The sequence below is a fragment of the Janthinobacterium sp. GW460-12-1-14-LB5 genome (assembly GCF_059423585.1).
The window spans coordinates 1-13,036 of sequence record NZ_JBWKYD010000030.1 but is presented as its reverse complement, the minus strand read 5'-3'; the positions used below and the strand labels follow the sequence as shown (position 1 = coordinate 13,036).

Below are 13,036 nucleotides of genomic sequence, written 5' to 3'. Positions count from 1 at the left end.
CCCATGATCGCTGCACTATTCCCTTTGTCCCCGACCCCGACAAGAAGGAGCGCAACATGCGCCGAGCACCCGTATTATTTTTTGCCCTGAGCACGGCCTTGCTGGCAGCTTGCGGCGTGAGCCTTGAACAAACCAGCGTCGCACCTGTCGCGGCTACCGTCGTCGAGATGCAGGAGCCGGCCGCGCAGTTGCCTGCCGAAGCTGATGGCCGGCATGCTTATCTGCACCGCCTGGGAGGCCGCGACTATGTCAGCCTGAGTCAGTATGGCCCCGAGGGCGGCTTGCCGATACTCACGGGGACGCAGCGCCATGCGCACGCCATCCGCCTGCTGGCAGCCGATCCGGCCCAGGTGCGGGCCATCCTGCGCAGCCTGAGGCTGCCTGCGAACCAGCGCAAGCTGTGGGCGGGCGAGGAAATCGTGCTCGATGCGGCCAGCTATGACATGTTGCAAGCGGCACGCGGCAGCAACAAGCCGCTGTTTGCCGAGCTCAAGCTGGTAGGGATGGAGAAGTAATAAAAGAAACGGGGCCGAACGGCCCCGCTCTGACTGCGTTTAAATTTCCAGGTTGTCGATGAGTCGAGTCTGCCCCAGCTTGGCGGCGGCCAGCACCACCAGCGGTTCGCCGGCGGCCAGTTCGGCGGCGCTTGGCGCTTGCAGGTTGGCGCGCTTGCGTACGGCGATGTAGTCCGACTTCCAGCCGCGGCTGTTCAACAACTGCATGCTGGCCTGTTCCAGTTCGCCCACGGCCAAGTTGCCCTTGCGCACTTCCTCGGCCACGAAATTGAGGCCCTTGAACAGTTCCGGCGCTTCCGCGCGTTCGCTTTCCGACAGGTACATATTGCGCGAAGACAAGGCCAGGCCATCTTCTGCACGGTAGGTTTCGGCGGCGATGATTTCCGTCGGCAGTGCGAACTGGCGCGCCATGTTGCGGATGATCATCAGTTGCTGGTAATCCTTCTTGCCGAACACGGCCACGCGGGGACCCACGCACGAGAACAGCTTGGTGACGACCGTGCACACGCCTTCGAAGAAGCCGGGGCGGAATTCGCCTTCCAGGGTATTGCCCAGGTCATCGGGCGGGCGCACGCGGTATTCCTGCGGCTCCGGATACAGTTCCTTTTCCGTCGGCGCGAACAGCACGTACACGCCTTCCTTTTCCAGCTTGGCGATGTCGGCCGCCATGGTGCGCGGATATTTCTCGAAATCCTCGTTCGGGCCGAATTGCAGGCGGTTCACGAAGATTGAGGCGACGACGGGGTCGCCATGCTTGCGCGCCAGGCGCATCAGCGACAGATGGCCTTCGTGCAGGTTGCCCATGGTGGGGACGAACGCCGTGCGCAGCTGTCCGCTGAGCTGGTCGCGCAATTCTTCAATGTCGGAAATAATTTTCATGGATTGCTTTCGCTAAAACCCCGTTGTACGGTGGTCAGTGACAAAGGGAAGGGATCAGGCGGGCGAATACGCCAGCCGGACGTAGATGGGGGCAAACGGTTCTGCCTGCGTGATTTCGATCAGGGTTTCCTTGGCCAGTTCCAGCAAGGCCACGAAGTTGACCACCACCACGGGCACGCCGCCGGCAATGTCGAACAGCTCGCTGAACTCGACGAAGCGCGACGACTGCAAGTGGCGCAAAATGCTCGACATGTGCTCGCGCACGGACAGTTCCTGGCGGCTGATGCGGTGATGCTGGGTCAGCTTGGCGCGTTTCAGCACGTCGAGCCACGCCTGCTGCAAGTCCACCGGTTCCACGTCGGGCCAGGTGGGCGTCAGGCTTTGCTCGATGAAAATCTGCGTGCGCACGAAATCGCGCTCGAACTGGGGAATGGCGTTCAGGTCGTAGGCGGCCAGCTTGATCTGTTCGTACTCGAGCAGGCGGCGCACCAGTTCGGCACGGGGGTCGCCGCCATCTTCCTCGACGTCGCTCTTGCGCGATGGCAAAAGCATGCGCGACTTGATCTCGATCAACATGGCAGCCATCAACAAATACTCGGCGGCCAGTTCCAGGTTGCGCACGCGGATCTGGTCGACATATTTCAGATATTGCAGGGTCACCTGCGCCATCGGGATATCGAGAATGTTGAAGTTTTGCTTGCGGATCAGGTAGAGCAGCAAGTCGAGCGGGCCTTCGAAGGCTTCGAGGAAGATTTCCAGCGCGTCCGGCGGAATGTACAAATCCGTCGGCATGCGCATCATCGGCTCGCCGTACAGGCGGGCGATGCCCAGCGGGTCGGCGGCGGGCGCCGCGTCCGTTACTGCCGTGGCGGATGCTGCGGGGTCGCCGCTGCCGTCGCCGCCAGCGGCGGGTTCGGGCGACTCGATGACTGCGCCGGCGCCGGAAGCGTCGGCTTCCGGCGTGACTGCAGACTCTTCAGGCAACATCGTGCCGGTTCCAGATCTTAGTTCTTGTTCTGGTAAACGTAAGCCTGTTGCTTGACGGCCGACGCCAGCTGGCGCTCCTGCTCATCGATGCTGACGGCCGGTTTATCCCACAGCAGGGCGCGGCCCGCTTGCTGGCCCGCTTCCATGCCAGGGTTCTTGGCCTTCAGTTCGGCGATGAACAAGGTGTGGTCGGATACGTAGTTGTTGTGTTTTGCAGGCAGTTTCATATTCTCTTCTGAGTGTCTTATGGGTAAGGTCAGCCGGCCGTATTCTACCGCGCCGTACCGCTTGGCGGGTTGTCGTATCGGCAAGTCCGGGGCGAAATTGCTAAAAATCAATAACGCAATCAATAACGTAACAAGCGCCGCATCACCATCGGCGCCGGTTCGGCGGGGTTGGCGTGCGAATATTCCAGTTCTTCGGCCAGGTCGAATTCGAAGGCCGCATAAAAATCGATCAGCTTGCGCTGGTCGCGCCGCACGGCCAGACGCAATTCCTCGGCCTGGCACGACAGGCCATGATGAATGATGGCTTCCAGCAAATGTTGCGAGACGTGGCTGCCCCGGTAGGCGGGCAGCACGCCCATGCGCGAAATCTTCCAGATGGCGGGATCGCTGTCGAGCGGCATCCAGCGCAGCGAACCGGCTGGAATGTCGTCGATCAGCAACAGAAAGCCGCCGCCGTGGCGCAGTTGCGCTTCCACCTGCTGCGCCGTCTCGTGGTGTCCACTGGACGAGGCCGCCACCTTGCCGGCCCACGCGGCGCGGGTCAGCTCGGCGATCAGTTGTGCATCGGCATTCGTTGCTTCGCGCACCACGATATTCATCATCGGTCCTTGTGGTGGCTTAACGGATGCGCATGCCAGGTTCGGCGCCCGGCCATGGGTTCAGGATGTAGATGCCCGGATTGGCCTTCTCGTCGGCGGCGGAGGCGGCCATGACCATGCCTTCCGAAATGCCGAACTTCATCTTGCGCGGCGCCAAATTGGCCACCAGCACCGTCAGCTTGCCGATCAGTTCTTCCGGCTGGTACGCCGAACGGATGCCGGAGAAGACATTGCGCAAGCGGCCTTCGCCCGCGTCCAGGGTCAGGCGCAGCAGCTTGTCGGAACCGTCGACCAGTTCGCAGTTGACGATTTTGGCGATGCGCAGGTCGACCTTGAGGAAGTCGTCGATCTTGATTTCGGGCGCCAGTTCCTCGATGGCTGCAGCGGCTGGGGCTGCTGCGGCGTCGTTGGCGGCGTCGCCGGCCGGTGCCGCGATGGCGGGGGCCGCTTGCGGCGCGTCAAACAGCGCTTCGATCATCTTCGCATCCATGCGCGTCATCAAGTGGCTGTAGGCGCCGATGGTGCGGCCCAGCATGCTGTTCGAGACGGCGTCGCCGAACACTTGCGTATCCGCCCAAGTGAACTCGGCGTCGTTGAGGAACGATGCCACGTTCTTGGCCACGCCCGGCAGCACCGGCGACAGCAAAATCGTCAGCTGGCGGAACAGGATCAGGGCCGTCGTGCACACGTCGTGCAGTTCGGCCGTCTTTTCGACGTCCTTGGCGAGGATCCACGGTTTGTTTTCATCGACATACTGGTTGGTGATATCGGCGATTTCCATGATTTCGCGCAAGGCCTTGCCGAATTCGCGGTTTTCAAAATGCGCGGCGATGCTGGCCTGGCGCTCGACGATGACGCCGTTGACGTCCACCGTCAGCGCGCGGTTGATCCAGCTTTGCGCGCCTTCCGACAGCGTCGATGCCAGCTTGCCGTCGAAACGCTTGGCGATGAAGCCGGCGCAGCGGCTGGCGATGTTCACGTATTTGCCGATCAGGTCGCTGTTCACGCGGGCCACGAAATCTTCGCCGTTGAAGTCCAGGTCTTCCACTTTCGAGTTCAGCTTGAACGCGATGTAGTAGCGCAGCCATTCCGGGTTCATGCCCAGGTCCAGGTAGCGCAGCGGCGAGATGCCCGTGCCGCGCGACTTCGACATCTTTTCGTTATTGACCGTCAGGAAGCCGTGTACATTGACTTTCAGTTTGTCGATCACCGGGTGATTGGCAAATTTCAGCATGGCAGGCCAGAACAGCAGGTGGAACGAGACGATGTCCTTGCCGATGAAATGGATCTGTTCCGTCGTCGGGTCGTTCAGGAAGGCGTCGAAATCGATGCCTTTCTTGTCGCAATAGTTTTTCAGGCTGGCCAGGTAACCGACGGGCGCGTCCATCCACACATAGAAGAACTTGCCCGGCGCATCGGGAATCGGGATGCCGAAATAGGGCGCATCGCGCGAGATATCCCAGTCAGCCAGCTTTTCGCCCGCTTCGCCCAGCCATTCGCTGACCTTGTTGACCATTTCCGGCTGCAGGCGGCCTGGCGTATTCAGCCAATCCTTGAGGAATTCGAAGCAGCGCGGGTCGGACAGCTTGAAGAAATACTGTTCCGACGGCTTCATCACGGGCGTCGCGTTGGTAAACACGGAGAACGGGTTGACCAGGTCGGTCGGCTGGTAAGCGGCGCCGCACACTTCGCAATTGTCGCCGTACTGATTCTTGGCGCCGCATTTCGGGCATTCGCCTTTGATGTTGCGGTCGGCCAGGAACATGCCTTTGACCGGGTCGAAGAAGCGGTCGACGGTTTTCGTGACGATCAGGCCCGTATCGCGCAGCTTGCGGTAGATCGATTGCGACAGATCAACGTTTTCCGGCGAATCGGTCGAATACCAGTTATCGAAGGCGATGTGGAAGCCATCGAGGTACTGGGCGCGGCCGGCGGCGATGTTGGCGACGAATTGCTGCGGCGTGATGCCTTCCTTTTCGGCGGCGATCATGATGGGCGTGCCATGCGTATCGTCGGCGCCCACAAAGTGCACTTCACGGCCGGCTGCGCCATCGCGTTGCATTCGCTGGAACCGGACCCAGATATCAGCCTGGATGTATTCCATGATGTGGCCAATGTGAAAAGCGGCGTTTGCGTAAGGCAGGGCAGTGGTGACGAACAGCTTGCGAGTCATGATTGATGCACTTTTGGGATGGATAATAGGACATTTTAACAGCGGAAAGGCAATATGAGCAGATGCAGCGCCGGCAAGTGATGCTTTTGCCGCCATCGCACCATGCAAATTTGCGCTAGACTGCGCGTATTGCACATATGTAGTACACACGGAGATTTACATGAGCATCACAGTAGAAGACGTCAAGGCCGCGCTGGCCCAGGTTATTGATCCAAATACACATAAAGATTTCGTTTCCAGCAAAACCGTCAAGAATCTGAAGGTCGATGGCAGCGACATTTCGCTCGACATCGAGCTGGGCTACCCCGCCAAGAGCCAGATTGACCTGATCCGCAAGTCCGTGCTGGCCGCCCTGCGCGTGCTGCCGGGCGTGGGCAACGTCAGCGTGGGCGTGTCGTCGAAGATCATTTCGCACACGGTGCAGCGCGGCTTGAAGCCGATGAGCAACGTGAAAAACATCATTGCCGTCGCTTCCGGCAAGGGCGGCGTTGGCAAATCGACCACGGCCGTCAACCTGGCCCTGGCCCTGGCCGCCGAAGGCGCCACCGTCGGCATGCTGGACGCCGATATCTATGGCCCGTCGCAGCCGATGATGCTGGGCATCAGCGGCCAGCCGAAGACGCTGGACGGCAAGAGCATGGAGCCGATGGAAAACCACGGCCTGCAAGTGTCGTCGATCGGCTTCATGATCGATCCGGACGAGCCGATGGTGTGGCGCGGCCCGATGGTCACGCAAGCCTTGCAGCAACTGCTGGACCAGACCAACTGGCGCGACCTCGATTATCTGATCGTCGACATGCCGCCAGGCACGGGCGATATCCAGCTGACCCTGTCGCAGAAAGTGCCCGTCACGGGCGCCGTGATCGTCACGACGCCGCAGGACATCGCGCTGCTGGACGCGCGCAAGGGCTTGAAAATGTTCGAGAAAGTCGGCATTCCGATCCTCGGCGTGGTGGAAAACATGAGCACGCATATCTGCTCGAACTGCGGCCATGCGGAAGAAATCTTCGGCGCCGGCGGCGGCGCGAAGATGTGTGCGGACTTTGGCGTGGAATTCCTCGGCGCCTTGCCGCTGACCATGGCGATTCGCCAGCAGACGGACTCGGGCACGCCGACCGTCGTGGCCGAGCCGGAAGGCCCCGTCGCCGTGATCTACAAGCAGATCGCCCGCACCATCGCCATCAAGGTGGCGGAAAAGGCGAAGGATATGACAAGTAAATTCCCGTCGATCGTCATCAAGAACGACTAGCGGCTGGACTTGGCGCTCCTATGCGCCACTGCCGGCAGGAATATGGTTTCATGCAGTCCGTGTTGTTATTAAACAAGAGGAGACATCATGCAATTGACCACCGTATTCCTGCGCCAGGCCGCAGTCCTGCTTGCCGGCAGCCTGCTGGCCGCCAGCGCCTTCGCCCAATCCGTCTCGTTCGTCGAGCCAGTCGATGGCGCGACGGTGACGAGTCCGTTCAAAGTGAAATTTGCCGTCAGCGGCATGGACGTCAAGCCGGCCGGCGATATGACGGCCAAGACGGGCCACCATCATTTGCTCATCAATATGGGGCCGATGAAGGCGGGCGAGATGATACCCATGGACGAAAAGCATTTACATTTCGGCAAAGGTCAAACGGAAACGGATGTCACCTTGCCGCCGGGCCAGTACACCCTGACGATGCAGTTCGCCAACGGCGCGCACCAGTCGTATGGGCCGGAGTTGAGCAAAAGCATCAAGGTGACGGTCAAGTAAGTCAGATATATTGTCTATTGTGGCAAAGGCCGGGTTCCAGCGATGGAGCCTGGCCTTTTTCATATTGTTGCCTCTTGTCATTATTGTGTCATATAGTCGGCGTATGCTGGCCGGTGGCCTAACTTTTGATGAGCGGATATGACGAAACATTTCTCCCTTTCCCGGCAACTGGCGCATGCGCTGCTGCTGGTGACTAGCGTGGCGGCTTGCCAGGCATATGCGGCCAAGGCCGTACCCCCGGCTGCGGCGCAGCCGAAGCTGGTCGTGGTGCTGGTGGTCGACGGCTTGCCGCAAGAGCAGGTAACACGCTACCGCGACCAGTTCGGCCAGGGCGGCTTCCGCCGCCTGCTGGAGCAGGGCGCATGGTTCAGCGATGCGCACCAGGCGCATGGCATCACGGTGACCGCCATCGGCCACTCGGCCGTGCTGTCGGGCGCCTATCCTTATCAGCATGGCGTGATCGGCAATAACTGGATCGATCCCGTCACGAAAAAATCCGTGTACTGCACCGAGGACGGCAATTTCCATTACATCGGCGAAGCAACGCAGCCCGACGACGGCACGGCGCCGACCAAGCTGCGCGTGAGCACCCTGGGCGACGAGTTGCGCTATGCCACGGGCGACCAGGCCAAGGTCGTCACCGTGTCGGGCAAGGACCGGGGCGCCATTTTGCTGGCCGGGAAAACGGGCACGGCGTACATGTACATGGAAAAGACGGGCAATTTCGCCAGCAGCACCTATTACATGCAGCAGCATCCGCAATGGGTGCAGCGCTACCAGGCGGCCAAACCGCAGGACCGTTATTATGGCAAGAGCTGGACGCCGCTGCTGGCCGATTCAGCCTATGCGCGCGACGCCCGTGATGATCTGGTGGCGGCCAAGCCGGGCACGCGCAACACCTTCCCGTTCGCCTATTACAGCGACAGCGGCAAGCTCGATGGCGAGTACTACAGCCGGTTGAAGTCCGGTCCCTTCCTCGACGAGCTGACCCTGGAATTCGCCCGCGCCGCCATCGATGGCGAAAACCTGGGCCGCAACCCGGCCGGCGTGCCCGACATCCTCGGCGTGAGCCTGTCCGCGCACGACTATGTGAACCATGCCTACGGCCCGGAAAGCAAGATGTCGCACGACCACCTGCAGCGCCTGGACCGCATGCTGGCCGGCTTCTTTGCCGACCTCGATAAAAAAGTCGGCATGGACAACGTGCTGGTGGTGCTGACGGCCGACCATGGTTTTGCCAACGTGCCGGAATTCGCCGAAACGCGGGGCTTCTCGGCCAGGCGCATCGATGGCGCCAAGCTGGTCGATGCCTTGAACCAGCACCTGGCAACCAGCCTGGGCATCGATAAACTGGTGACGACGTCGTCGCTGCCGAACATCTACCTCGATTACGCGCTGGCGGAAAAGAGCGGCGTCCATCGCGCGGCCCTGGAAGACGCGGCGGCCCGCTTCCTGCTGCAGCAGGACGGCCTGGCGCAAGTCTACACGCGCACGCAGATGGAAACAGGGGCAGTGGCCACGCGCATGGATACCTTGATGCGCCGCGCCTGGAACCGTCAGCTGTCGGGCGACCTGATGGTCGTCACAAAGCCGGCCTGGTACTTCGGCAAGGGCAGCGGCGGCACCTCGCACGGCACGCCGTACACGTACGACACCAACGTGCCGCTGATGGTCTTCGGCCCCCGCTGGATCAAGCCGGGCGCCTATGGCCAGTACGCGGAAGTGGTCGATATCGCCCCTACGCTGGCCCATTTGCTGCGCATACGCCAGCCGTCCGCGTCTGAAGGGCGCATCTTGACAGAGGCGGTTAAGTAAATCCTAGCGCAAACCCTGGGGGCAGGCGTTGACTTATAACAGCCAATCAATAGGCAACACCGACAGAATCGCCACCCCCATGCGCTTCCACACGCTGGCGCCAGGTTCCGTGTCGTAGCGCGTGGTGGCGCCGCTGGCGTCGCGGGCGAGCCAGTACAGCGCACCGTCGTCGCCAAGCAGCACCTGGTAGGCGCGTTGCGGGATGCTGGTGCGCATGGCTTGCCCCAGCTGGCTGGCCAGCACGGGGCTATCGATGACGAGGCCCATTTCCGTGTTCAGGTCGATGGAGCGCGGATCGAAATTGAAGGAGCCGACGAAGATGCGCCGGTCGTCGACGGCAAAGGTCTTCGCGTGCAGGCTCGATGCGGAACTGCCGAAGCGGCCCGTTTGCTCGCGCGCGTCGCCGGCTTCCCACGAGCGGCGCGACTCGTACAGCAGCACGCCCGCTTCCAGCAGCGGTTTCCTCCACTTTGCATAGCCCGCATGCACGGCCGCCACGTCGGTCGCTTCCAGCGCATTCGTCAGGATGCGCACGCCCACGCCCTTGCTGGCCAGGTCGGCAAAGGCTTGCGTGCCGGCCTTGCCGGGCACGAAATACGGCGACACCAGATCCACTTCCTTTTCCGGCACACCGAGCAGGTTTTGCAGGTTTTCCGCCACGCCCGTGCCTGGTCTGGCCTGGTCCAGCACCTTGGCAGGGTCGTCGCTGACCATGCGCGTGCGCGCCCATTCGAAGGGCAGGGTGCGTTCCATCATCTGCTTGACGAAGGGCGAGGTGCGCAGCGCCTGCACGTATTCCTCGGCGGCCCTGGTGTCGTCGATGCGGTCCGCCTCTGCGGCGATGGTGGCCGCGTCGCCGTCGACTGGGCGGGTCAGCAGCAGGCTGGCCGGGTAAGCCGAAGCGCTGTTCCAGTAACGGTCGAAATCGTGCGACACCTCGCCGACGACGGGGCCGACGGCCAGCACGTCCAGGTCGGCAAACAGCACGTCGCCGGCCGCGCCAAAATATTCATCGCCCACATTGCGCCCACCGACGATGGTGGCCTGGTTATCGGCCGTGAACGATTTGTTGTGCATGCGCCGGTTGAGGCGCGAAAAATCGGTGGCGAAGGCCAGCGCGCGCGGCGCGCGGGGCACGAAGGGATTGAACAGGCGGATTTCCAGGTTCCGCTGCTTGCCCAGCATGGACAGGGTCTGGTCCAGGCCCGCCGTGTTGTTATCGTCGAGCAGCAGGCGCACGCGCACGCCACGTTCGGCCGCCTGGCGCAGGGCGTCGAACAGCAAGGTGCCCGTGATGTCCTTGTGCCAGATGTAGTACTGCACGTCCAGGCTGCGCTGGGCGGCGGCGGCCAGCAGGGCGCGCGCGGCAAAGGCGTCGCGCCCGTCGACCAGCGGGTAGATGCCGGACACGCCGGGATGCTGCGCCGCCATGGGCGCAATGGCCATGGCCAGCCGGGTATCGGCCGTATCGGTGAGGACGGTGGAGGGGACGCGGCTGTCCAGCGATGGCAGGGTAGCGCAGCCGGCGAGGACGGCGGACAGCAGCAGGGGCAGCAGCAGGGACAGCAGCAGCCGGGTGGCGCTGCGGAAGGGAAGTGCTTGGGCGGGCATGGCGGGCTTTCATCGAGTTGCCCCGATGTTAGCAGATGCGCATGCCCGCACGCGGGCGAGGATTTACAGTTGTTCCAGCGCAATCAGCTCGGCCACCGTCTGGCGGCGGCGGATCAAACGGGATTGCGCCCCATCGACCAGGTATTCGGCCGCATGGGGGCGGCTGTTGTAGTTCGACGACATCGACGCGCCATACGCGCCCGCGCCTTCGAAGACGACGTAGTCGCCCACCTGCGCTGCAGGTAGCAGGCGGGTTTCCACCACGCCGCCGTCGCGCTGGGTGAAGACGTCGCCCGATTCGCACAGGGGACCGCCGACCACGGTGGCACGCTGGGCGTCGAGGGCGCGGCCGTCGTGCGCGATCACCGACATTTCATGGTAGCTGCCGTACATGGCGGGGCGCATCAGTTCATTGAAACCCGTATCGAGCAAGGTGAAGTGGTTGCCGCCCATTTGCTTGGTGGCGCGCACTTCGGCCACCAGCAGGCCCGCGTCGGCCACGAGGAAGCGGCCCGGTTCGATTTCCAGGTGCACGGGATGGCCCAGGTGCGCCTCGATCTGCTTGCGCGCCGCATCCCACAGCTGGAAGTAATGGTCCGTATCGACGGGTTGCTCGCCTTCGCGGTAGGGCACGGACAGGCCGCCGCCCGTGGAAATGGCTTCCAGGTCGTGGCCCATGTTCTTGACCAGGTCGACCATGGTGCCGCAGACGGTTTCCAGGTGGCTGTAGTCGACGCCGGAGCCGATGTGCATGTGCAGGCCCACCAGATGCAGGCCATGCGCGCGGATGACGGCCAGCGCCTCTGGCAGCTCTTCGTGCCAGATGCCATGCTTGCTGTTTTCGCCGCCCGTATTCGTCTTGTTGCTGTGGCCATGGCCATAACCGGGATTGATGCGCAGCCAGACGCGGTGGCCGGGCGACACGGGGCCCAGCTGGCGCAGCATGTCGACGGAGCCGCAATTGACTTCGATCTTCGCCGCCACCACGCGGGCCAGGGTGGCGCGGTCGAACAGGTCGCAGGTAAACACCACGCCGGCGGCGCCGTTCGTTTGCGCGGGCGTAAAGCCTGCCTGCAGCGCGCGTTCGATCTCGCCCAGCGAGACGGCGTCCACGTGCACGCCCGCTTCGCGCATCACGGTGAGCAGATGGATGTTCGAATTGGCCTTTTGCGCGAAGCGCACCGTGTCGAACTGCGCCAGCTGCGCGATGCGCGCGCGGATGGTGGCCGCGTCATACACCCACAGGGGCGTGCCGTGTTCCTGGGCGAGTTGGGCGAGGGTGGCGTCTGGCACTGGTTTCATGGCGGTGGTCTTTATTATGTGATGGTGGCGTCGGAGGTGGTGTCGGATTGCGCGGGCTTTGCCCGCTAATCCTACGATGCTGTCCATGATGCGGGTTTTCTTTGTAAACATAAAATATCTATTTGAGGCTACCTTATTCATTTATGATATGGGCATGACTATCTCCCTGCGCCATATCGAAGTCTTCCGCGCCATCATGACGACGGGCAGCGTGACGGCCGCCGCCGCCATGCTGCACACCTCGCAGCCCACCGTCAGCCGCGAGCTGGCGCGCCTCGAGCACTTGACGGGATTGACCCTGTTCGAGCGCGAACGGGGGCGGCTGCGCCCCACGGCCCAGGCGCTGCAGCTGTTCGAGGAAGTGCAGCGCGCGTACTTTGGCCTGGAACGCATCGTCAGCACGGCGGCGGCCCTGCGCCAGTTCGACCAGGGGCAGCTGTCGATCGCCTGCCTGCCCGTGTTTTCCCAGTCCTTGCTGCCGCAGGCGTGCAAGCGCTTCGTCGCCGATTTTCCCAAGGTGAGCATCAGCATCACCCCGCAGGAGTCGCCGCTGCTGGAAGAGTGGCTGTCGGCGCAGCGCCACGATATCGGCCTGACGGAAGTGGACAATGCGCCGCCGGGCACCGCGCTGGCCACCTTGATGTCCGTCGATGAAGTGTGCGTGCTGCCCGACGGCCATGTGCTGGCTGGCAAGGCCGTGCTGCAGCCGGCGGACTTTGCGGGCCAGCCTTTCATCAGCCTGGCCGCCGTCGACCCCTACCGCCAGCAGATCGACGCCATTTTCGCGCAGGCGGGGGTGGAGCGGCGCATGGCGCTCGACACGCACAGCGCCGCCTCCGTGTGCGCCATGGTGCGCGAAGGCGTGGGGCTGGCCATCGTCAATCCGCTCACGGCGCTCGATTATGCGGGGCAGGGCTTGCAGATCCGCCGCTTTGCCGTGTCCCTGCCGTTCACGGTGAATCTCGTGAAGCCCTTGCACCGGCCCCTGTCGCAACTGGTCGCCCTGTTCGAGCGGGCGCTGCATGCGCAGGCGGAACAAATTACGAAATATTTGTTGCAACTGTGAGAGCATATGTCAAGTTCGCTTGGCTATAAACATGATAATGAATAAATTTTGCTTCTTATGGTTTGTCATTCTTTGTTTGAGAGCATGATTTAATGCCGTAATATCGATTATTTTTACT

At 62.3% G+C, this 13,036-nt stretch carries 12 protein-coding genes; 5 read left to right on the top strand and 7 right to left on the bottom strand.

The genetic code is table 11. From position 1 onward, the window contains the following. Window positions 1-56 precede the first annotated feature (56 nt). Window positions 57-515, top strand: a complete 459-nt coding sequence (locus tag AC07X6_RS24685; protein WP_494792693.1) for a hypothetical protein — start codon at window positions 57-59, stop codon at window positions 513-515. A gap of 39 nt (window positions 516-554) precedes the next feature. Here AC07X6_RS24685 and panC read toward each other — a convergent pair whose 3' ends face one another. The 5 genes from panC to metG all read right to left on the bottom strand — a co-directional run bounded on the left by panC (window position 555) and on the right by metG (window position 5,380). Further along, window positions 555-1,394 carry a pantoate--beta-alanine ligase gene (gene panC / locus AC07X6_RS24680; protein WP_230542221.1) on the bottom strand — a complete coding sequence of 280 codons (840 nt, stop codon included), beginning with the start codon at window positions 1,392-1,394 and terminating at the stop codon, window positions 555-557. Between the two features lie 54 nt (window positions 1,395-1,448). Further along, on the bottom strand, window positions 1,449-2,381 hold the full coding sequence (locus AC07X6_RS24675) for a segregation and condensation protein A (protein WP_077402012.1): 933 nt from the start codon (window positions 2,379-2,381) through the stop codon (window positions 1,449-1,451). Between the two features lie 17 nt (window positions 2,382-2,398). After that, window positions 2,399-2,608 carry a DUF3460 family protein gene (locus AC07X6_RS24670; protein WP_034778041.1) on the bottom strand — a complete coding sequence of 70 codons (210 nt, stop codon included), beginning with the start codon at window positions 2,606-2,608 and terminating at the stop codon, window positions 2,399-2,401. Between the two features lie 119 nt (window positions 2,609-2,727). Beyond that, window positions 2,728-3,207: a GNAT family N-acetyltransferase gene (locus AC07X6_RS24665; protein WP_230542264.1), complete on the bottom strand. Its 480-nt coding sequence runs from the start codon at window positions 3,205-3,207 to the stop codon at window positions 2,728-2,730. A 19-nt stretch (window positions 3,208-3,226) separates the two neighbouring features. Next, entirely contained in the window at window positions 3,227-5,380 is a 2,154-nt protein-coding gene (gene metG / locus AC07X6_RS24660; RefSeq protein WP_230542218.1) for a methionine--tRNA ligase, read from the bottom strand. A gap of 160 nt (window positions 5,381-5,540) precedes the next feature. Here metG and apbC point away from each other — a divergent pair, with 160 nt between their 5' ends. From apbC to AC07X6_RS24645, 3 genes are all read left to right on the top strand, one after another. After that, window positions 5,541-6,629 (top strand): iron-sulfur cluster carrier protein ApbC, encoded by a 1,089-nt coding sequence (gene apbC, locus AC07X6_RS24655; protein ID WP_070219730.1) that lies wholly within the window; start codon window positions 5,541-5,543, stop codon window positions 6,627-6,629. A gap of 87 nt (window positions 6,630-6,716) precedes the next feature. After that, entirely contained in the window at window positions 6,717-7,124 is a 408-nt protein-coding gene (locus AC07X6_RS24650) for a DUF4399 domain-containing protein (protein ID WP_494792692.1), read from the top strand. A 138-nt stretch (window positions 7,125-7,262) separates the two neighbouring features. Next, window positions 7,263-8,939: an alkaline phosphatase family protein gene (locus tag AC07X6_RS24645; RefSeq protein ID WP_494792691.1), complete on the top strand. Its 1,677-nt coding sequence runs from the start codon at window positions 7,263-7,265 to the stop codon at window positions 8,937-8,939. Between the two features lie 33 nt (window positions 8,940-8,972). On the opposite strand, the gene AC07X6_RS24640 is transcribed toward AC07X6_RS24645, so the two are convergent. Both AC07X6_RS24640 and lysA read right to left on the bottom strand, forming a co-directional pair. Then, window positions 8,973-10,550, bottom strand: coding sequence for a phospholipase D family protein (locus tag AC07X6_RS24640; RefSeq protein WP_494792690.1), 1,578 nt, complete (start codon window positions 10,548-10,550; stop codon window positions 8,973-8,975). Between the two features lie 63 nt (window positions 10,551-10,613). Continuing rightward, window positions 10,614-11,852: a diaminopimelate decarboxylase gene (lysA, locus tag AC07X6_RS24635; RefSeq protein ID WP_494792689.1), complete on the bottom strand. Its 1,239-nt coding sequence runs from the start codon at window positions 11,850-11,852 to the stop codon at window positions 10,614-10,616. 154 nt (window positions 11,853-12,006) lie between these two features. Between lysA and AC07X6_RS24630 the strand changes: the two genes are divergently transcribed. Continuing rightward, the gene (locus AC07X6_RS24630) at window positions 12,007-12,918 is read left to right on the top strand and encodes a LysR family transcriptional regulator (RefSeq protein WP_494792688.1); all 912 of its coding nucleotides are present in this window, start codon (window positions 12,007-12,009) and stop codon (window positions 12,916-12,918) included. Window positions 12,919-13,036 lie beyond the last annotated feature (118 nt).